This is a genomic window from Actinoplanes sp. NPDC089786 (genome assembly GCF_040684855.1).
Classification (GTDB): domain Bacteria; phylum Actinomycetota; class Actinomycetes; order Mycobacteriales; family Micromonosporaceae; genus Actinoplanes.
Genome location: NZ_JBFBGU010000037.1, coordinates 1 through 20659, shown reverse-complemented (window position 1 = coordinate 20659; position 20659 = coordinate 1). Strand labels below are relative to the sequence as shown.

Sequence of the window (20659 nt, the reverse complement as noted above, 5' to 3'; positions counted from 1 at the left end):
TGCCTGTGTCCTTGACCGTTTCCCGGCAACTTCAACCCGCTCGAAACTATGACAGAGATGCATGAAAGCGGAGCAAGGTCATGACCGTTTGGGCAGAATCGGTGCCCGAACTCTGCCCGAGGTGTGGGAGTGCCCGCCCGGGGATGTGCGTTCGGGCACCGCACCGACTGAGCGAATCACTCAGTTCCGGAGCTAGCCCGCCGACCGTCAACACCGTGGCACTTGCAACCCAGCAACTGACGGAGTTCCTCTCCGTCGTGGCCGACCGCCCCCCGGGCCCGGCCGCCCAGCACGCTGCCGTCGAGTGCGCGGCACGTGCGCTCGAGGCCGACCTCGCGGTGCTCGTGATCGACGGGGAGGTGGCGGCGGCGATCGGCGTGTCCGCCGACCAGATCTCCGCGTACGAGCTCAGCCAGGTCGCGTCCGGCTCCACCGGGATCGACCTGCCCGGTGGCCCGTACGCGATCACCCACGCGGAGATCGACGGCCGCTCCCCCGGCATCCTGGTCCTGGCCCGGCGGGCCGCGGCCTTCAGCGCCGAGGACGTCTGCCTGCTCCGCGGCATGGCCCGGGTGCTGGAGCTCAGCCTGCACGCCCTGGCCGTGATCGAGGCCGAGCGGACCGACACCCTCAAGGAGCGCGAGCGGCTGTTCGAGCAGCTCTCGGCCATCCAGCGGGCGATCGCCCGGCGGGCGCCGCTGCAGCAGATCCTGGACACCGTCAGCCGCGGCGCCTCCGAGCTGATCGGCGTGGAGATCGCCACGCTCAACATGCTCGAGACGGACGACCCGACGGTCGGCAGCATGGTCTCCTGCCACGGCTTCACCCCCGAGGTCTTCGGGCAGATGCAGCGGGTGCCGCTGCCCGCCGCCGGGGTGGCCGGCCTGGCCATCATGGGCGACGAGCTGGTGGCCGTGGAGAACTACGAGCAGTCGCCGATCGCGATCCCGTCGATCGCCCGGAACGGCCTGACCGCGGTGATGGCGGTGCCCGTCCACGAGAACGGCCGCGTGGTCGGCTGCCTCTCGGTCGCCACCCGCCGGCCCGGACACCACTGGGACCAGGCGTCCCAGGAGATCCTCCGCGCCTTCGCCGAGCACGTCAGCCTGGCGGTCACCGACGCGCGCACGCTCGAGGCGATGAACCAGTCGTTCCACGACTCGCTGACCGGTCTGGCCAGCCGTGCGCTGTTCATGACCCGGTTGGAGAGCGCCTTCGACGGCGGCCCGCACGGCGTGGCCGCCCTCTTCGTCGACCTGGACCGCTTCAAGGTGGTCAACGACTCGCTCGGGCACGCCGCCGGCGACCAGTTGCTGCGGGGCGTGGCCGCGCGGATCGAGCGCTGCCTGCGCAAGGACGACACCGCGGCCCGGCTCGGCGGCGACGAGTTCGCCGTGCTGCTGCCCTCGGCCGCCACGGTCGAGGAGGTCATACCGGTGGCCCGGCGGATCCTCGAGGCGATCCGCGAGCCGTTCGTGCTCAGCGGCAAGGAGACCTTCGTCAGCTGCAGCATCGGCGTGGCCTTCGGCGAGGCCCGCGGGCACGACGGCCAGGAGTTGATGGTCCGCGCCGACCTGGCCATGTACCAGGCCAAGAAGCAGGGCAAGGACCGGTACGAGATGTTCCAACCGGCCATGCAGGCCGAGTTCCAGGCCGCCCTGCAGATGGAGGCGGACCTGCGCCGGGCCATCGTCCGGCACGAGTTCCAGCTGCGCTACCAGCCGATCGTGCACCTGCGGACGAAGAAGATCAGCGGTCTCGAGGCGCTGATCCGCTGGCAGCACCCGGAGCGCGGGACGATCCCGCCGCTGGACTTCATCCCGATGGCCGAGGAGACCGGCCTGATCGTGCCGATCGGCGAGTGGGTGCTGCGCGAGGCGTGCCGGCAGGCGGCCCAGTGGAACGAGCGCCGCGACGTCCCGCTGACCGTCAGCGTGAACCTCTCGGCCGTCCAGCTCGACCAGGGTGTGCTGCCGGGCCTGGTCAAGTCGGTGCTCGCGGAGACCGGCCTGCCGGCGACCTGCCTGGTCATCGAGCTGACCGAGAGCCTGCTGGTGGACCATCGGCCGAACACCATCCAACAGCTGGAAGAGGTCAAGGCCCTCGGGGTACGCCTGGCCATCGACGACTTCGGCACCGGCTACTCATCGCTGGCCTACCTGCGGCGCTTCCCGGTCGACATCATCAAGATCGACAAGTCGTTCGTCGACGACGTGGGTGACGAGCCGGCCGCCGCCGCGCTGACGCTGGGCATCATCCAGCTCGGCCAGGCGCTGCGGCTCTCGACCATCGCCGAGGGCATCGAGGACGCCGGGCAGCTCTCCGAGCTCACCGACGGGAACTGCGAGCTCGGGCAGGGCTACTACTTCGCCGAGCCGCTGACCGAGCAGGCGATGGACGCGCTCCTCTTCGACTCCGACCCGGCCGACTTCGCGCAGGCCGACGCCGGGGCGGCCGCCGCGCCCGCCTCCGCGCCGGCTTCCGCCTCCGCGGCCGTCGACTCCGCGGCCGTCGACGGAACGTGAAAGACCCACACATCGCGAACGCCTGGCTACGCCGGCGGGCTACTGCGTAACGATTCGCTGTCATGCATGATGCCGCGTGATCATCGGTCAAGATCATCATCTAATGTGGCGTCCTCGGGAGCGGCTCGCGCCGCCCCGGACAGACCGGGGTGGACGCCGCCACGTCCGCCCCGGTCGCCGCTACCGGCGAGCTAACCCTGCAGGTACGTGAGGACGGCGCGCACGCGGCGGTGCTGCTCCTCGTCCTGGTGCAGGTCGAGCTTGGTGAAGATGTTGCGTACGTGCTTCTCGACCGCGCCGTCGGTGACCACCATGCGCCGGGCGATCGCCGTGTTCGAGCGGCCCTCGGCCATCAGCGACAACACCTCGCGCTCGCGCGGCGTCAGGTTGCGCAGCGGGTCGTCGCGGCGCCGGCGCACCAGCAGCTGGGACACCACGTCCGGGTCGAGCACCGTCCCGCCGCCGGCCACCCGGGTCAGCCCGTCGAGGAAGTCGGTGATCTCGGAGACGCGGTCCTTGAGCAGATAGCCGACGGCGCCGGCGCGGTCGGCCAGCAGATCTTCGGCGTACGCCACCTCGACGTACTGGGAGAGGACCAGGATCGGCGTGCCCGGCACCAGGGACCGGGCCTCGACCGCGGCGCGCAGCCCCTCGTCGGTGTGCGAGGGCGGCATCCGGACGTCCACGATGGACACGTCGGGGCGGTGTTCGGTGATGGCGGACACCAGCGCGGGGCCGTCGCCGACCGCGGCGAGAACGGTGTGCCCGTTCTCTTCCAGCAGCCGGACCAGGCCCTCGCGCAGCAGCACCGCGTCGTCGGCGATCACCACACGCATGGCGACATACTGTCGTCTTTCACACGGGCAGCGCTACCCGGATCGCCGTTCCCTCCCCGGCCGCGCTGAACACCTCGAACTCGCCGCCCGCGGCGTGCACCCGGTCCTCCAGCCCGGCCAGGCCGCTCCCCTTGGCGACCGAGGCGCCGCCCACACCGTCGTCGGCCACCTCGATCAGCAGCCGGCCGGCCAGCTCCCGCACGGTCACCTTGGCCTCGGTCGCCTGGCTGTGCTTGGCCACGTTGGTCAGCGACTCGGCCACCACGAAGTACGCGGCCGACTCCACCGCCGGGTCGAGGCGCTCGATGCCCGGCACGATCAGCTCGACCGGCACCGTGCAGCGCCCGGCGACCGCGGTCAGCGCGGCCGGCAGCCCGCGGTCGACCAGGATCGGCGGAGCGATGCCGCGGGAGAGCGCCCGCAACTCGTCCAGCGTCTCGCGGGTCTGGGTGAGCGCCTCGGTGACCGTGGCCCGGGCCGCGTCCGGGTCCTTGGTGAACTGCTGCTCGGCCCGGCCCAGGTCCATGGCCAGCCGGATCAGCCGCTGCTGCGGGCCGTCGTGGATGTCGCGTTCCAGCTTGCGCAGGGCGACCGCCTCGGCCGAGACCGCGGCGTTCTTCTGGGAGCGGGCGGTGTCCCGGGCGAGTTCCGCCTGGGCGACCTGCTCGCGCAGGTCGCTGACCCGGCTGAGCAGCAGCCGCGCGAAGGCGGTCTCCATGATCGCCATGCCGCGCACGACCGGGTACAGGGTGAGCGCGAAGAACAGGCCACAGGCCATGTAGAAGGTGTACCGGACGCCGACACCGTCGCCGAGGCCGAGCAGCCAGGGCAGGTCGTGGGCCTCCGGGCCGCGCGGGATCGACCAGTCCCAGAGCATGATGGTCAGGCCCCCGACCGCGCCGACCCACCAGGTCAGCACGAAGCAGAACGCGATCGTGGACGGGATGAAGCGGAACATCGCGTGCAGCAGGTCGAGCCAGTTCTGCCCGTCGCCGAGCGGGGTGACGACCCGTCGCCACAAGCTCCGTCCGACCGCGCGCTTGTAGTGCACGTGGGGCAGCCGGCCGCCGAGCACCGGGCCGACCCGGGCGCGTTCCATCACCGCCAGACCGCGCGCCAGCAGGAAGATGCCGGTCAGGATCGGCAGGCCGACCCAGAGGACGGTCAGGCCGACGCCCAGCCAGAACAAGGTCATGCTGAGCACGACCGCGATCAGGCCGAGCGGGAAGCCGAGGAGTACGTACTGGGTGTCCATGCCGAGCTGGCGAAGTACGCGGGTTGCGGTCATAGGTCTGACGCTAGGCATCCAGGCCTCCCCGTCCGATCCCGCTGTCCGCCGGATCGAGGGTAGGGATAACCCGACCAGAAGCTCAACCCGGCGCTAGCCTGAGCGTGGGGACGAACCTGGAGTAATCGGATGGAAGACTGGACCGCCCTGCAAGCGCAGGTGCTCAAGGCGATCGACGGCCTGGTCGGCTCCGGCCGAGAGGTCGGCGTGCAGGTCGCGGCCTATCTGGACGGCCGGCTGATCGTGAACGCGGTGTCCGGCCTGGCCGACGCGGCCAACGGCCACCAGGTCACCCCGGACACGCCGTTCTTCAGCTTCTCCACCGGCCAGGGGCTGACCAGCACCTGCGTCCACGTGCTGGCCGAGCAGGGGCGCATCGACTACGACCTGCGGATCGTGGACGTCTGGCCGGAGTACGCCCGGCACGGCAAGGAGCACACCACGCTGCGGCACCTGCTGACCCACTCGGCCGGGGTGCCACACCTGCCGTCGTACACGACGCCCGAAGATTTTCTCGACTGGGATCGGATGTGCCGGACGATCGCGATGTCCGCCCCGCTCTGGGAGCCTGGAACGCAGCAGGGCTACCACGCCTGGACGTACGGCTGGCTGATCGGCGAGACGGTGCGGCGGGCCACCGGCCGGCTGCTCTCCTGGGTGCTCGCCGAGGACGTCGCCCGGCCGCTGCACGCCGACCGCGAGCTGTTCTTCGGCGTACCCGAAAAGATCCCGCTGGGTCACCTCGCGCGACTGACCGACTGTAACTGGTCCGCCTCGCTCGAGACGCTCAGTGAGCACCTGCCCAACTTCGAGAAGATCGCACCCGCCGGGGTACGCCCGGAGGCGTCACTGGGCAACCGCCGGGACATCCTCCGCACCGACATCCCCTCGGTGGGCACGGTCAGCGCCAAGGGCATCGCCCGGATGTACGCCGCGCTGATGGGCGAGGTGGACGGCGTCCGGCTGGTCTCACCCGACCGGCTGCGGCAGATCACCGGGGTGGCGACGCACGGACCGGACTGGTCGTTCGGCGGCGAGAGCCCGAAGTCCCTGGGCTACGCCGTCGAGGTGGGCGGGCAGCGCTGCGGCTGGGCCGGCATGGGCGGCGGCCTGGCCGGCATGTATCCCGAGCTGAACCTGTCGATCGCCTGCCTCAAGAACCACCTCGGCACCAACGACGGCGGCCCGATGGAGGGCGTGGCCGAACTGATCCGTTCCACGGTGGCCAACGCGCCCGTCCCGACCAGCTAGTGCCGTCCGGGCCAGGCGCCGCCGAGCACGTAGGTGCCAGGCCCAACGCCTGGCAAAGATCCTCCTGATGGATCCGCTTCACAGCACCGTCGACGGCGGGTGCCCGGTCGTACCGTTCAACCACCACGGCCCGCTCGTCGCCGAAAGCCACTACCCGGGAACGCGCGGCCCGCAGCCCGGCGAAGTGAAGGGCGGTGAGACTGAGATGCTCGTTGAGGTCGTGGTCGTCGAAGCCGGTGATGGCCGGTTTGAGGATGTGCGTCGTGGGCGTGGCGCCGGCCGGGTCGCCCCATCGTCCCGTGCCCGGCTCGAGGTGGAGCGCGGTCTTGGCCTGGGCGCTTGCGCTGGGCGAGGATCGCGGCGGGCCGGCCGCCGAGCAGAACGGTCAGGTCGGTGGTCATCGTGGGCCTTCGAAGGACTCGAGGTAGGCGTCCAGGTCGATGTCGGGCTGCGGGGCGGGCCGGATGTCCGCATACAGCCCGAGGGCTTCGACGACGCGGAGCACCAGGCCGATCTCGGCGCTCGGCTTGCCCGCCTCCAGGCCCGACAACCATCGACGGCTGACATCCGCCCGCTCGGCCAGCTGCTGCTGGGTGAAACCGGCGGAGCGGCGACGCTCACGCAGGTGTCGCCCCAGATCGCCCACATTGCCGACGCGCATGGCCACACTCCTGTCGTGTGCACGTACGTGCACACCCTACCTGATGAGCACGTACGTGCACATCAATCGGCATGCGCACGTACGTGCGCATGGGCCGGTGGGCCCGCCGGGTCGCAGAAGGAGCGCGGCGCGTGGTGGGCGGGCATCCGGCGCGGGATGGTCAGGAACGCGAGCGCCCCGCCCGCCACCAGCAGGCCCGCGCAGATCAGCATGGCGTTGCGGTAGACCGGGTGCAGCGTCGACGCCTCGGTCAGGCTGCCGCCGCCCAGGCCCGCGGCCAGCGGCAGCACCGCCACCGCGAGCAGGCCGGCCGCGCGGGCCACGGCGTTGTTCACACCCGAGGCGATGCCGGCGTAGCGGTCCTCCAGGGCGCCCAGGGCGGTCGCCGTGAGCGGGGCGACCAGCAGCGACAGGCCCACCCCGAAGATGATCACCGCGGGCAGGACATTCCCCAGGTACGACGAACCGGCGCCGATCCTCGACAACAGCACCAGGCCGGCCGCGCTGATCAGCGGGCCGGCGGTCATCGGGATGCGCGGGCCGATCCGCTGCGCCAGCGCGCCCGCCCGGGACGACAGCGCGAGCATCAGCACCGTCACCGGGAGCAGCGCGATGCCGCCGGTCAGCGGGCTGAACCCGGCCACCACCTGCAGGTTGAGCACGACCAGGAAGAAGACGCCGCCGTTCGCCGCGTACACCAGGAAGGTGACCAGGTTGGCGCCGCTGAACGCCCGGGACGAGAAAACACCCAGCGGCAGCATCGGATCTTCCGACCGCCGCTCGACCAGCACGAACGCCACCAGCCCGGCCACCCCGGCGGCCAGCGACCCGAGCACCGCGACGCTGCCCGGCCCCTGCTCCGGCCACGCGGTGAAGCCGTAGGTCAGCCCGCCCAGCCCGGCCGCCCCGGTCAGCACGCCGGCCACGTCGAGCCGGCGGGCGGCGGCCGGGTTGCGCGACTCCGGCACGTGGCGGGCCGCGACGATCAACACCAGGGCGGCGACGGGTACGTTGATCAGGAAGATCAGCCGCCAGTCGGCCACCTCGACCAGCCAGCCGCCGAGGAACGGTCCCAGGGCGCCGCCGACGCCGCCGAGCCCCGACCACGCGCCGATCGCCCGGGCCCGGTCGCCCGGCTCGAACGACGCCTCCAGGATGGCCAGCGCGCCCGGGGTGAGCAGGGCTCCCCCGATGCCCTGCAACACCCGCGCGGCGATCAGCAGCTCGACGTTCGGCGCCACGCCACACAGCAGCGAGGCGGCCGCGAACCAGCCGACACCGACCAGGAAGACGCGCTTCCGGCCGTACCGATCACCGAGCGACCCACCCAGCAGGATGAGAGACGCCAAGCTCAGCGCGTACCCATTGATCGTCCACTGCAGATCCGCGGCGTCCGCGCCCAGATCTCGGCCGATCGCCGGAAGCGCGATGTTGACCACCGTCGCGTCGATGAACGCGAGACTCGACCCGAGCACCGTGGCGAACAGCACCCAGCGGCCGGCGGCGGTGCCGTACCGGACAAGACCTTGATCCATGCGTCAGTGTTACCGGAAATCCGCGGCGTGGTCGCTGCACCAGTCGCGAAACGCACGGGCCGGGCGCCCGATAATGTGGGCAACGTCCTCGGTGACCGGTTCGCCGGTTCCAACCAGGGACGCCCAGTACGTCAGGGACGCGTCCACGAACCCCTCGTTCCCCCACTCGGCGAGCAACTGCTGCCGCGCGTCCTCCCGCGGCAACTCGACCCACCGCACATCCCGCCCGATCGCCTCCCCGATGAGCCGCACCTGCTCGACCTGCGTCAGGTTCGCGGGCCCGGTCAGATGCGGCCGCCGCCCGTCGAGCGCCCCGCTCAGCAACGCCGTGACCGCGACGTCGGCGATGTCCCGCTCATGGATCAACGCCCGCCGCGCCTCCCCGTACGGCCACCGCACCACCCCGTCATCCCGGATCATCCCCGCCCACCCCAGCGTGTTCGTGGCGAACCCGCCGGGCCGCAGAAACACCCACTCGACCCCGGAGTGCTCGACCGCCTTCTCGACCTCACCCCAGAACCCGTGCTCGGCCCCCGCCGCCGACAGATAGACCACCTTCCGCACCCTGGCGGTGATCGTGGCGACGGCTTCCGCGATCCCGGGCACGGCCGGTCCCGGCCAGACGAGAAACACGGAGTCAACCCCGTCGAGCGCTTGGTCGAGGCGGCCCGGGTCACTCAGATCAGCCGGCACATCCCCACCGCCGCGACTGGAGGTCCGCACCTCGGCCCCGCGCTCAGCCAGCCCCACGGCAACATGCCGGCCCACGTTCCCGGTAGCACCCGTAACGAGAATCATGCCGAGACCCTCACACCTCAAGCTCACTTCAAGTCAACCGCGCCGCCCCCGCCCGCCCCGCCTCCGCCCGCCCCGTCACCGCCCAGCACCGTCACCGCCCAGCACCGTCACCGCCCAGCCCCGTCACCGCCCACGCCCCGCCGGCCCTCGCCGCAGCCCAGCTCCACCGCCGCGTCCCGGTCCTCGCCAGGCCCCGCGCGGCCGCCGCGCCCCTCGTTGCCCGCCCGTCGCCGCCCAGCCCGCCCCGCGCCGCCGCCGCCAACGCCCACCTCGGTGGTGGGTGGGTTGCGCGCATCGACGAGCCGCCGCCTCCCCCACCCCGGCACTGGGTGGGCAGGAAAGCTAGCACCTCCGACCGCCGCCCTCGCGGCGTTGTCCACAGGCTGTGGACAACGCGGAAGCGCCGCGTCGGGGATCATCGGCTGATGTCTTCCATGAGTGGCCGCGTCGTGCTCGTCACCGGCGCCAGTCGGCGAATCGCCATCGGTGCCGCCATCGCCCGCCGGGCCGTCGCCGACGGCGCCTCGGTCTTCCTGCATTCGTGGACGCCCTATGACGCCGAGCAACCCTGGGGCGGCGACACCCCGAACGCCTTGGTCGACGAGCTCCGGGCGGCCGGCGGCGACGTCGCCCATCTCGAAGCCGACCTGGCCGACGCCGGCGCGCCGGCAACCCTGATCACGGCCGCCCGCGAGGCCTTCGGCCATGTCGACGCCGTCGTCGCCAACCATGCCCGCGGCTTCGGCCAGTCGCTCGAGGAGCTGACCGCCGCCGAGCTCGACGTCACCTACGCGGTCAACACGCGCGCGACCCTGCTGCTGACGCAGGCCTTCGCCGCGCAGCATGATGATGCGCGGCCGGGCGGGCGGGTGCTGTTCTTCACGTCGGGGCAGTATCACGGCGCCCAGCCGGGCGAGCTGCCCTACATCGCGTCCAAGGCGGCCCTGCATGAGGTGACCCGCAGCCTCGCGGTGCATCTGATTCCCCGGGGCATCACGGTCAACTGTGTCAACCCGGGTCCCAACGAGACCGGCTGGGCCGACGCCGCGACCCGTGCCGAGGTCACCGCGCTCACGCCGGGCGGGCGGTGGAGCACGCCGTCGGACACGGCGAAGCTGGTGGCCTGGTTGCTGAGCGACGAGGCGGCCTGGGTCACCGGCCAGACCATCGCCTCCGATGGTGGGTGGTCAGCCCGCTGAGCGTGTTTCATAACCGTCGGCCGCGGAACACCGACATACAACACCTGCCGTCAGGCGCGCTCTGGGCCACGCCGATGCCCTGGCCGGGTCATGAAGCACGGCTCAGGCGCATGGACGGTCGCGCGGGCGCCTGGTGGATGGAGTGCCGCGCCGCCAGCATCGCGGCCGTGGCCGCGGACGCCGAGCGGCCGGGTGCCGTGGTGCGCCGCAGCAGCAGGTTGTCCAGGCGGGTGGCCAGTTCGGAGCGGTGGAACGGCTTGGTCAGGTAGTCGTCGGCGCCGGCTTCCATGGCCGCGAGGATGCGGTGGTCGTTGACGTCGGCCGTGACGAACATGATGGGCAGGGCGGCGGTGGCCGGCGAGACGCGCAGGCGGCGGCAGAAGTCGATGCCGGACTCGCCGGGCATGCGGACGTCGAGCAGCAGCGCGTCGATGCCGCCGCGGGCGATCAGGTCGGAGGCGTGGCCGGTGTCGGCGGCGGCGGCCACCTCGTGGCCGAACCGGCGCAGCGACAGCGCCATCAGCTCGCGGTGGTCCGCGTCGTCGTCGGCGACGAGCACTGTAACCATGGCGGATCCCCGGTCAGAGAAAGCTAGAGCCGTACAGCAGGACTGTTCGGCACGTCCGCGAAATCCGCTGAGGGCTTGTGGTCGATGAGGTTGGCCGGGTCGGTGGGGCTGGTGCGGCCGGCCCGCCGTCTCATCAGTACGCGGACGACCTCGACGGCACCGGTGATCAGCAGGGACAGGCCGACGCCGGCGAGGATGCCGACCACCGGGTTGTGGGCGAACGCCGTGCCGCCGAGCAGCCCGATCACGCCGCTGTAGGCCGCCCACAGCACGCCGCCGAGGACGGTGGCGCGGGTGAAGCGGCGCAGCGGGTAGCCGGCCGTGCCGCTGGCCAGGGTGACCGCGGTGCGCCCGCCGGGGATGAACCGGGACGCCACGATCATCGAGCCGCCGCGCTTGTCGAGCTGCCGGGAGATGTGGGCCACAGCCGCGGCGAGGCGGCGGGAGCGGCCGATCAGGCGCGGGCCCAGAACACTGCGGCCGATCGCGTACGAGATGTGGTCACCGACGATGGCCCCCACCGCGGCCACGGCCATGATCAGCCAGATGTTGGGTGTGCCGGTGGAGGCGGCGAAGACCCCGGCGCCGATCACCGCGCCCTCGGCGGGGATGGCCGGGAAGAGCACGTCGCCCGCCGCCATGCCCGCGGTGATCGGGTAGATCCACGGGGACGTCATCCACGGCTCGATCATCGCGAGCAGATCCACCATCACGCCACCTCGGCGATCGTCGGGGGTGCGTTCGGCACCATCGTGGTTGCGGGGGGCGACAGGGCGGTTACCGGCCGATCGCCATGAGGCGAAGCGGAGACGGACGTAAGCGGTCGAAGTTCGCGTGCGGTCAGCGCCAGCAGCACCAGGATCAGGGCGAAGAGCACGCGTTCGGTGAGGCCGGCGTACGGGACGACGTCCTCGCCGAGCAGCACCGCCGGCCCGTGCAGCAGGCCGAAGAGCCCGGCGGCCCCGGCGGTGGTCCAGGCCGCGATCCGCAGCCGGCGGGTGCGGGCCACGAGCAGACCCACGACCGGGGGTACGACCGCAAGCATCGCCGCCCCGTACCGGTGGATCACCGCCGCCGTGTCCACCGGCATCCCGGGCGGGTTGGTCGGGAACACCACGATCGCCGCCAGCGCGGCCGACCACACGCCGAGCAGGGTCGGCACGAGCCGGCGCCAGGGCCCGTGCCGGGCGGCCTCGACGGCGAGCGAACCCGCCACCGCGACCAGCCCGGCGCAGGCGATGCCGAGCAGCACCGCACCGGGCACCGACACCACCGCGTCGCTGAGCATCGTGTTGACCGGGTCGAGGTTGGCCACCAGGTGCAGGCTCACCCCGGCCACGACGCACACCGCCAGGCCGAGCATCACCAGCGGCGTCATGCCGCTTCCAGGACGGCCGGCTGGGTCCGCAGCGCGTACAGGCGCTCGAACTCCTTCACGGTGGTGGCCACGTCGTGTCGCTCGGCGATCGCTCTGCTACGTACCCCCATCTCGGCCTTCTTGTGGTGGTCGGACAGCACGGTTGTCAGGTGCTCGGCGAGTCGGTCATGGTCGCCCGGGGGGAACAGGAAGCCGTTGTGGCCGTGGTGCACGAGGTGCGGCAGCGCGGACGCGTCGGCGCCGAGGACGGGCAGACCGGCCGCCATCGCCTCGAGGACCACGAGACTCTGCAGCTCGGCCGTGCCCGCGTTGACGAAGACGTCGGCGGCGGAGTAGGCGGCGGGCAGGTCGGCGTCGGCCACGAAGCCGGTGAAGATCAGCCCGTCGGCCACGCCCAGCCGCTGGGCCAGCGCCTCCAGCCGGTGCTGCTGGTCACCCTTGCCGATCAGCACGAGCTGGGCGTCGGCGACCCTGCGGCGGACCATGGGGAGCGCCCGGACCAGCACGTCCAGGTTCTTCTCCTTGTCCAGGCGCCCGACGTAGGCGATGGTCGGCCGCTGCGGCACCCGGTACTTGAGCCGGAACGCGGCGGCCGGCGTGCCCACCCGGAACCGGGACAGGTCCATGCCGCAGGAGATCGGCAGCACCGGCCCGGGCACACCCTTGCGCTCGGCCAGCGCGGCCGCGTACGGCGTGGGCGCGGTCACCACGTCGGCCTTGGTGAACACCTTGGCGCAGTCCCGCCACGCCCACGCCTCCACCTTCTCCAGCAGTGCGCCGCGCACCGGCAGGTAGTGCGACAGGTTCTCGGGCATGAAGTGGTTGGTGGCGATCACCGGGATGCCGAGTTCGTTGGCGGCGGTGATGACGGCCCGGCTGAGCAGCATGTGGCTCTGCGCGTGCACCACGTCGGGCCGGACGAACTCCAGGATCTTCCGGGCCGAGGTGACCAGCCCGACCGGGGCGCAGAACCGGAATCCCTTGCGCCGCAGGACCGGCAGCGACCGGACCCGGTGCTCGACCACGCCGTCGACGAAGACGGTGCGGCTCTCGGCCGACGTCGCCGGGCAGACGACGTGCACCTGGTGGGCCGGGACGAGCGCGTGGGCGAGACGCTGGGCGAAGTAGGAGGCGCCGTTGACGTCGGGTGCGTACGTGTCGGCAGCGATGAGAATGCGCATGTCAGAAAACCCCTCAGAGAGCCGGTGTTACTCGAAATCGACGCCCGGCCCACCGCCGGACGAGAAGGTGGATCGAGGTCACGACGACGGCCAGCCCCACCGTGCAGGCGATCGCCGTGGCCGGGGAGTTGAGCAGGTCGGCGGCCTGCCGTCCGAAGATCACGCCGAGGCCGATCAGCACCCCGGCCCGGATCGCGCTGGCCAGGCCCACCCAGCCGACGAACCGGCGGTACGGGATCCGGGCCAGCCCGGCGGCCAGGTACGCGGGTATCGCCGCCAGGTCGATCGCCTTGGCCCCGGCGACCACCCTGGGCAGGTTGTCCACGACGGCGCCGGTGAGCCGTACCCGGCGCTTCTCGGTCAGCCCGAGCCGGCGCAGCAGGCGGGCGATCCGTGGCCGGGTGCCGAACCGGCCGAGCAGGTAGAGCGCGCTGTCCGCGGCCACGTCGGCGACCACGACGATCAGCAGGATCGGCCAGAACGCGGCCAGACCGGCGCCGACCAGCGACCCGGCGAGCACCGTCGCGGCCGGCCCCTCGGCCAGCACCAGCGGTCCCAGCAGGGTGTACGGGTGGTCGACCACCGCGTTCCAGAGCACCTGTGCCACATCCATGGCGGTGACTATGGGTTCGAGGCCGTACCCCTCGCGTCCCTCCGGGGTTTCATCCGCACCCATACCGCGGAGTGACGTGACGCCTCTTCACCCCTAGGTACGGTCAGGTAGTGGTTGACATGCGGATGCGACGGCCGTCGCCCACCCTGCTCTGGTGGTTCGTCACCGGCACGCTGGGCGTGGCGGTGCTGGTCGTGTCCGTGCCGATCGCGGCGTCGGCGTACGACGTGCCGTTGCTCATCTCGTTCGTGGCCGCGACCGCGCAGGGTGTGGCCATCCCGCTGACGCTCAGCCGGCCGGTCGAGGCCACCGTGATCCAGTTCGCCGGGGTGGCGACGTTCGCCCTGGCCATGCCGGTCAACCCGGGCCTGACCTGGCCGCTGACGATTCCGGGGATGATCGCGTTGATCCTGCATGTGGGCCTGGTCGGCGCCCGGCACAGCTGGCGGGCCGGGATGGTCGCCTGGTGGGCCAGCTCGCTGATGCTGATCCTGATCGGGGTGCTCGACTCGCGGGGGATGGCCGCCCGCAACGCCGACGTCACGATGATCATCTACAGCACCGACTCGGCGCTGCTGCTGATCGCGGCGATGGTGGTGCGGCACTGGTCCGGGATCCGCCGGCAGCTGGCCGAGGCCCGCCGGGACGTGGCGGTCGAGCAGAGTCAGCGGGCGGTCGCCGAGGAACGCACCCGGATCGCCCGCGAACTGCACGACGTGGTCGCGCACAGCATGTCGGTCATCCACATGCAGGCGACGTCGGCGTCGTACCGGCTGAAGAACGCCGACCCGGAGTCGAAGGCCGAGTTCACCCGGATCGCGGCGAACGCGCGGTCGGCGATGCGGGAGATGCGCCAGCTGTTGTCGGTGCTGCGGGACGAGAGCAGCGGCGCGACGCTGGCGCCGGTGCCGGGGCTGGACCGGATCGAGGATCTGGCCGCGTCGACGCGGCTGGCCGGCGTACCCGTCGATCTGACGATGTCTGTGATCCCGGATATCCCCGACACAGTGGCCGCCGCGGCCTACCGGATTGTCCAGGAGTCGCTGAGCAACGTGATCCGGCACGCGCCGGGGGCGGCCGCCGACGTGTCGGTGACGTTCGATGGTGGCGCTCTGTCGCTGGTCATCCGAAATGACCCGACCGAGACGAAGAACGACCCGGCGCCGGGCGGGCACGGCATCCACGGCATGCGGGAACGGGTTCGCATGCTTGGTGGATCATTGGAGACCGGCCCACTGCCCGAGGGTGGTTACCGGGTGGCGGCGAGACTGCCGGTGGGAGGCGTGGCGTGATCCGGATCCTGATCGTGGACGACCAGTCGATGATCCGCGTCGGCATCCGGGCGATCCTCGAGTCGCAGGACGACATGACCGTGGTCGGCGAGGCCGAGAACGGGCGCGCCGGCATCGACAAGACCCGTGGCCTGCGGCCCGACCTGGTGCTGATGGACGTACGCATGCCGGTCCTGGACGGGCTGGCCGCGACGAGCGCGCTGCTCGGGCCGGAACGCGCCGAGGGCCACCACCCGCGGGTGCTGATGCTGACCACGTTCGACCTGGACGACTACATCTACGAGGCGCTGCGGGCGGGCGCCTCGGGCTTCCTGCTCAAGGACAGTGAGCCGGACGAGCTGCTCCAGGCCGTACGTGTGGTCGCGGGCGGCGAGGCCCTGCTCTCGCCCAGCGTGACCCGCCGCCTGATCGAGAACTTCGTCGCCGCCCGCCCCCGCGCCACCACCGGATCGACCCAGCTCAACGGCCTGACCGACCGCGAGCGCGAGGTGCTGCGGCTGATCGCCCTGGGCCGCTCGAACGCCGAGATCGCGGCCGAGTTGTTCATCGCCGAGCAGACCACCAAGACGCACGTCAGCCGCATCCTGGGCAAGCTCGGCCTGCGCGACCGGGTGCAGGCGGTGGTCTTCGGCTACGAGTCCGGTCTGGTGGTTCCGGGCAGCCGTTAGGGCAGGTGCGCGCTCATCGCCGCCGCCCCTTCTCGGCCGTCTTGTAGGTGACCAGCGGCAGGGTGCTCAGGATCGGCGTGGCCAGGCCGAAGGCGACCAGATCGTCGATCACCCGCTCGATCTTCTTGTACGCCGTCGGCGCCTCCTCGAAGAGCAGTTGCCGATCGCCGCACACCACCAGCGACCCGACCGGCGTCCGGCGCAGCTCCTCGACGGTGTGCTTGGCCTTGCCCCGGGTCAGCGCGTCGGAGCGGGACATCTTGCGACCCGCGCCGTGGGCCACCGACCAGTTCGCCTCCGGACCGGCGTGCGCCGCGACCAGGAACGAGGGTGTGCCCCGGGTGCCGGCGATCAGCACGTCCCGGCCGTCGCCCCGGGCCGCGCCCTTGCGGTGCAGGTAGTGGCCGTCGTCTTCGTTGTTCTGGAGGACCTCGACCAGGTTGTGGCACTCGTCGACGACCGCCTCGCCGATGTCGGCGCCGATCGCCTCGCCGACCCGGGCCGCCAGCAGGCGGCGGTTCAGCGAACCCCAGCGCACCGCGTCGTCGTACGCGGCCAGGTAGGCGGCCGGATCTTCGGCCGGGCCGGCGCCGTGCGTCTCGGTGTGCGCGCGCAGGATGCGCTCGCCGAGCCCGCGCGAACCGCTGTGGACGATCAGGACCAGGTCGCCCCGGGCCAGGCCGGCCCGCTCGGCGTGGACGGCGTCGAGCACGGCGTCGACCCGGGCCAGCTCGACGAAGTGGTTGCCCCGGCCGACCGTACCCAGGCTGTCGGTGTGTCCGGCCGGAATCTCCTCGTCCACCTCGGCCGGGTCGACGGCCCGGTCCAGGTCGGGGAACCGGGCGGCCAGCCCTCCCCGGTGAGCGTTCTCGCATAGGCTCGGATCCTCAGTGGACCATCACCCAGCGGGGGTTCGACTCGCATGCTCAGAAGACTCTTATCCGCCGGCCTGCTCGCCGCCGGCCTGATCCTCGTCGCGCCGACCACGCCGGCCGCCGCGGCCAACGTGATCGTCGCGCCGTCACCCGAGACCGGCACCGTCCGGGGCGTCTTCACCGACCAGGCCGGCGCCCCCATCGCCGGCGCGTCGGTGACCTCACGAAGCCCGGAGTTCGACGGCCGCACCAGCTCGGCGACCACCGACGCGCGCGGCCGCTATCAGCTCAACAGCGTTCCGGCCGGGCCGATCACGGTGTCCTTCACCCACGAGCGCGTGACCCAGTACGCCCCCGGCAAGCCGCAGGCCCAGGCTGGGCTTTTCACCGTGGTGCCCGGCCTGACCACGGTCATCGACGAGCGCAAGGTCCCGACCGGCACCGTCCAGGGCCGGCTCACCACCGCCGCCGGCGCCCCGGTCACCAACGGCTCGACCTCGATCACCACGCCGTTCGGTCAGCTGTACCTGGCCGCCCGCACCGACGACGACGGGCGCTACGCGGTCGCCGGCGTGCCCGCGGGCCCGCTGACGATCTCGTTCAACGCCAACTCCCTCACCCAATGGGGACACGACGCCGGCAGCGCGCCGGCCGCCACCACCTTCACGCTGCCCGCCGGCGAGCGGCTGACGATCGACGAGAGTCTGCTGCCGACCGGCACGCTGACCGGGAAGATCAACCGCACCACCCGGCCGGTGACGGTGTACGCCTACCAGGTCGACGGCACGAACTTCGTCGGCGGGCAGACCGCCGCCGACGGCACCTTCAGCCTGACCGTGCCGGTCGGCCGCTGGCAGGTGAGGATCGCCTCCTACCAGTGGGTGCCCGGCCAGATCGACCGCGCCGACGCCCAGATCTTCGAGGTCACGGCCGGGCGGCCGACCCGGCTGCACGACCGGATGCGGCCGACCGGCCAGCTGAGGGTGGCGCTGCGTACCCCGGGCCTGCGCCTGTCCCGGTGGACGTTCGGCGTCTGGCACGACGGTGAGCTGATCGCTTCCACCCGCGGCACGACGCTGGGCCGGAACTACTTCAACACCCTGCTTCCCGGCGAGTACATCTTCGGCTACACCTCGGGCGCCGGCACCACCTTCTACGCGCCGGGCACGGTCCGGATCGAGAACGCCACCCGGGTCAAGGTGCGACCCGGCAAGCGGAAGCAGATCTGGGCCTACCAGCCCGCCGGCGGCACCCTCACCGGCACGGTGACCCTGCCGACCGGCGAGCCCCTGCCCGGCATCAAGGTCCGGGCCGACGTCGCCGTCGACGGCGTGACGCTCGGCTACACCGCCACCACCGGCCCCGACGGCACCTGGCGGATGAACGGTGTGTTCCCGGAGACCTACCGGCTCACGCTCACCAACCCGACCGGCAAGCTGACCCAGGACGGCGGACTGGTCACCACCTCGTCCGGCGGCACGGCGACGGTGGACACCACCTGGCAGCGGGGCGGCGCGGTCACCGTCACCGCGGTCGACGCCGAGACCGGCGCGCCGGTCACCGGCTTCTGCGCCACCGTGATCGCGAAGTCCGGCGAATACTGCACCCCCGGCTCGACCGTGACCGCCGCCGGCCTCGCCGCCGGCCCGACCCTGCTCACGCTGACCCCGCGAGGCGGCGACAAGGACCACCTCGTCACCCGCGACGTCGCGGTGACGGTCACCGATGGCGGGAACACCCGGGTGACGGTGCCGGTGACCCTCGGTGGCCGGCTTCACCTGGAGGTTCACGACCGGGCGACCGGAGCGCCGTTCGACAGCGCGTGCATCGTGGCGGTCGAGGTGGGAACCGGCACCGGAACGCCCGGCTCCTCCTGCACCAACCGGAACGGCAAGGCCACCACCGCGGCCCTGCCGGTCGGCGTCTACCAGTTGTTCGTCCGGGGCACCAGCTCGTCCGGGTCGCAGTGGTACACCCCCGAGGGCGGCACCGGCGACCAACGCGAGGCGACCAAGTTCCGGGTGAGGGCCGGCCACACCATCAAGGCCGGCACGGCGCTGCTCGACCGGGCCGGCACGGTCAGCGGCGTGGTCCGTGACCCGGCCGGGCAGCCGGTGGCGGGCGTCAACGTCGGGGTCCTGGCCCACGAACTCCCCGGGGCCGCCCGCACCCCGCTCGCCACCACCGACAACCAGGGGCGATACACGTTGCGCGACCTCGGGCCGTACTCGTGGCCGCTGCTCTTCACCCCGGCCTGGGACCTGCCGCGGCAGTTCTCCGGCGCCACCGGCAACCGCTTCCAGGCCGAGACGATCGCGCTGACCAGCGGCGCCACCACCCCCTACGACATGGCGCTGTCGGCCGGCACCACGGTCAGCGGCACGGTCACCGTGAAGCCGGGCGGTCCGGCGTGGAGCGGCGGCCGGCTGAAGGCCCGCAACGTGGCCAGCGGTGACCTGCTCGCGGTGGTCGACGTTCCCGGTCAGGGCGGCGACTACGAGTTCACGGTGATCGGCGGCCGGCCGGTGACCATCGACTGGTACCTGGCCAACCCGGTGACCAAGGCCGCCGGGCAGCACGAGGGCCCGGTCAGCGTTCCCGCGGAGGGCGCCAAGCGGCTCGACCTGACCATCGGCTGACCCGTCGCGGGCGGGCCTCCAATCTGGACGCCCGCCCGCCGCGGGGTAGCGTGTGAACGGACGTTTACCGACTCGGAGGGGACGCGCCATGACCCAGCAGGACTTCGCTGACCCGTTGTTCGCGGCGAACCCCTATCCGGTCTATGCCGAGTGGCAGGCCGAAGGCCCGATCCGGCGGGTCAGCATGCCCCGCGGCTTCGACGCGTGGCTGGTCACCCGCTATGAGGACGCGCGCAAGGCGCTGACCGACCCGCGGCTGTCCAAGGCGCCGCGCGGCCCGCAGTCGCATGCCGTCGACACCGCGATCAGCCGGCACATGCTGGCCACCGACCCGCCCGACCACACCCGCCTGCGCAAGCTGGTCGCGGCCACGTTCACCACCCGGCGGATCGAGGCGCTGCGGCCCCGCATCGAGGAGATCACCGACGCCCTGCTCGACGCGATGAGCTCACACGACCGGGTCGACCTGATCGACGCGTTCGCGTTCCCGCTGCCCATCCAGGTGATCTGCGAGCTGCTCGGCATCCCCGCGGAAGACCAGGACAAGTTCCGCTCCTGGTCCAACGACATCGTGTCCGGTTCGGAGGTGACCGGCCCGGAACGCATGCAATCGTCCATGGGGTCGCTGGTCGGCTACATCCGGGGCCTCATCGAGTACCGCCGCGGCAACCTCGGCGACGACCTGCTCTCCGGCCTGATCGCGGTGCGCGACAGCGATGACCGGCTCACCGAGAACGAGCTCACCTCAATGGTGTTCCTGCTGCTCATCGCCGGCCACGAGACCACCGTCAACCTGATCGGCAACGGCACCTACCTGCTGCTCAGCGACCGCGACCGCTGGGAGCGGCTGCGCGCCGACCGCGGCCTGCTGCCCGGCGCGATCGAGGAGTTCCTGCGTTACGAGGGCCCGGTCGAGCTCTCCACCGGCCGCGTCGCCACCGAAGACTTCGAACTGGCCGGCCAGCAGATCCGCGCCGGCGACGTGGTGCTGGTCGCGCTGGCCGCCGCCAACCGCGACCCGGCCCGCTTCGACGCCCCCGACGAGCTCCGCTTCGACCGTCCGTCCAACGCCCACATCGGCTTCGGCCACGGCCTGCACTACTGCCTGGGCGCGCCCCTGGCCCGCCTCGAGGCGGCGATCGCCTTCGACAAGCTCCTCGACCGCTTCCCCGACCTCCGCCTGGCCGTCCCGCCCTCCGAACTGTCCTGGCGCCCCGGCCTGCTCCTCCGAGGCCTCCACGACCTGCCGGTCACCCTCTAACTCGAAAATCGACCGTGACCAGATACGCGGCAGCATCCCGCGGCGCGAAGCGGCGTGGGATGGGTCTTGGTTGAAGCGGTGACTTATGCGG

General features: G+C 71.8%; 17 protein-coding genes and 2 pseudogenes. 7 read left to right on the top strand and 12 right to left on the bottom strand.

Features of this window, described 5'->3' with window-relative positions; genetic code table 11:
* Positions 1-215: 215 nt before the first annotated feature.
* Positions 216-2525 (top strand): EAL domain-containing protein, encoded by a 2310-nt coding sequence (locus AB0O15_RS45115; RefSeq protein ID WP_364333390.1) that lies wholly within the window; start codon positions 216-218, stop codon positions 2523-2525.
* Between the two features lie 191 nt (positions 2526-2716).
* Here the strand turns inward: AB0O15_RS45115 and AB0O15_RS45110 are convergent, their stop codons facing one another.
* Positions 2717-3361, bottom strand: coding sequence for a response regulator transcription factor (locus tag AB0O15_RS45110; protein WP_364333387.1), 645 nt, complete (start codon positions 3359-3361; stop codon positions 2717-2719).
* A gap of 19 nt (positions 3362-3380) precedes the next feature.
* Positions 3381-4649, bottom strand: a complete 1269-nt coding sequence (locus tag AB0O15_RS45105; RefSeq protein WP_364333384.1) for a sensor histidine kinase — start codon at positions 4647-4649, stop codon at positions 3381-3383.
* Positions 4650-4778: 129 nt separating this feature from the next.
* Between AB0O15_RS45105 and AB0O15_RS45100 the strand changes: the two genes are divergently transcribed.
* The gene (locus AB0O15_RS45100; protein WP_364333381.1) at positions 4779-5900 is read left to right on the top strand and encodes a serine hydrolase domain-containing protein; all 1122 of its coding nucleotides are present in this window, start codon (positions 4779-4781) and stop codon (positions 5898-5900) included.
* On the opposite strand, the pseudogene AB0O15_RS45095 reads toward AB0O15_RS45100, so the two are convergent.
* The 4 genes and pseudogenes from AB0O15_RS45095 to AB0O15_RS45080 form a co-directional block, all read right to left on the bottom strand.
* Positions 5803-6225: pseudogene (locus AB0O15_RS45095) on the bottom strand (HipA domain-containing protein); the annotation flags it as partial. The gene AB0O15_RS45100 and the pseudogene AB0O15_RS45095 overlap by 98 nt on opposite strands.
* 72 nt (positions 6226-6297) lie before the next feature.
* The gene (locus AB0O15_RS45090) at positions 6298-6561 is read right to left on the bottom strand and encodes a helix-turn-helix domain-containing protein (protein WP_364333378.1); all 264 of its coding nucleotides are present in this window, start codon (positions 6559-6561) and stop codon (positions 6298-6300) included.
* Positions 6562-6623: 62 nt separating this feature from the next.
* The gene (locus tag AB0O15_RS45085) at positions 6624-8096 is read right to left on the bottom strand and encodes a DHA2 family efflux MFS transporter permease subunit (RefSeq protein WP_364333375.1); all 1473 of its coding nucleotides are present in this window, start codon (positions 8094-8096) and stop codon (positions 6624-6626) included.
* A gap of 9 nt (positions 8097-8105) precedes the next feature.
* Positions 8106-8894 (bottom strand): NAD(P)H-binding protein, encoded by a 789-nt coding sequence (locus tag AB0O15_RS45080; protein ID WP_364333372.1) that lies wholly within the window; start codon positions 8892-8894, stop codon positions 8106-8108.
* A gap of 425 nt (positions 8895-9319) precedes the next feature.
* On the opposite strand from AB0O15_RS45080, the gene AB0O15_RS45075 reads away from it, so the two are divergent.
* Positions 9320-10093 (top strand): SDR family oxidoreductase, encoded by a 774-nt coding sequence (locus AB0O15_RS45075; RefSeq protein ID WP_364333369.1) that lies wholly within the window; start codon positions 9320-9322, stop codon positions 10091-10093.
* 88 nt (positions 10094-10181) lie between these two features.
* Here the strand turns inward: AB0O15_RS45075 and AB0O15_RS45070 are convergent, their stop codons facing one another.
* Genes AB0O15_RS45070 through AB0O15_RS45050 form a run of 5 tightly spaced genes read right to left on the bottom strand, consistent with a single transcriptional unit; the run spans position 10182 to position 13833 of the window.
* Positions 10182-10661 (bottom strand): response regulator, encoded by a 480-nt coding sequence (locus AB0O15_RS45070; protein ID WP_364333366.1) that lies wholly within the window; start codon positions 10659-10661, stop codon positions 10182-10184.
* Between the two features lie 23 nt (positions 10662-10684).
* The gene (locus AB0O15_RS45065; protein WP_364333363.1) at positions 10685-11371 is read right to left on the bottom strand and encodes a DedA family protein; all 687 of its coding nucleotides are present in this window, start codon (positions 11369-11371) and stop codon (positions 10685-10687) included.
* On the bottom strand, positions 11371-12039 hold the full coding sequence (locus tag AB0O15_RS45060; RefSeq protein ID WP_364333360.1) for a DUF998 domain-containing protein: 669 nt from the start codon (positions 12037-12039) through the stop codon (positions 11371-11373). Before AB0O15_RS45060 ends, AB0O15_RS45065 begins: the two co-directional genes overlap by 1 nt.
* Positions 12036-13220 carry a glycosyltransferase gene (locus AB0O15_RS45055; RefSeq protein ID WP_364333357.1) on the bottom strand — a complete coding sequence of 395 codons (1185 nt, stop codon included), beginning with the start codon at positions 13218-13220 and terminating at the stop codon, positions 12036-12038. Before AB0O15_RS45055 ends, AB0O15_RS45060 begins: the two co-directional genes overlap by 4 nt.
* A 13-nt stretch (positions 13221-13233) precedes the next feature.
* Positions 13234-13833 carry a VTT domain-containing protein gene (locus AB0O15_RS45050; protein WP_364333354.1) on the bottom strand — a complete coding sequence of 200 codons (600 nt, stop codon included), beginning with the start codon at positions 13831-13833 and terminating at the stop codon, positions 13234-13236.
* Between the two features lie 119 nt (positions 13834-13952).
* On the opposite strand from AB0O15_RS45050, the gene AB0O15_RS45045 reads away from it, so the two are divergent.
* Both AB0O15_RS45045 and AB0O15_RS45040 read left to right on the top strand, forming a co-directional pair.
* The gene (locus AB0O15_RS45045) at positions 13953-15125 is read left to right on the top strand and encodes a sensor histidine kinase (RefSeq protein WP_364333351.1); all 1173 of its coding nucleotides are present in this window, start codon (positions 13953-13955) and stop codon (positions 15123-15125) included.
* Positions 15122-15793, top strand: coding sequence for a response regulator transcription factor (locus AB0O15_RS45040; RefSeq protein WP_364333348.1), 672 nt, complete (start codon positions 15122-15124; stop codon positions 15791-15793). The genes AB0O15_RS45045 and AB0O15_RS45040 overlap by 4 nt, the downstream gene beginning before the upstream one ends.
* Before the next feature lie 13 nt (positions 15794-15806).
* Here AB0O15_RS45040 and AB0O15_RS45035 read toward each other — a convergent pair.
* Positions 15807-16643 (bottom strand): annotated as a pseudogene (locus AB0O15_RS45035) (RtcB family protein); the annotation flags it as partial.
* 72 nt (positions 16644-16715) lie between these two features.
* Between AB0O15_RS45035 and AB0O15_RS45030 the strand changes: the two are divergent.
* Positions 16716-19307 carry a carboxypeptidase regulatory-like domain-containing protein gene (locus tag AB0O15_RS45030; protein WP_364333345.1) on the top strand — a complete coding sequence of 864 codons (2592 nt, stop codon included), beginning with the start codon at positions 16716-16718 and terminating at the stop codon, positions 19305-19307.
* 88 nt (positions 19308-19395) lie between these two features.
* Complete coding sequence (locus tag AB0O15_RS45025; RefSeq protein WP_364333342.1) at positions 19396-20568, top strand: cytochrome P450; 1173 nt, start codon at positions 19396-19398, stop codon at positions 20566-20568.
* Positions 20569-20659: the final 91 nt, after the last annotated feature.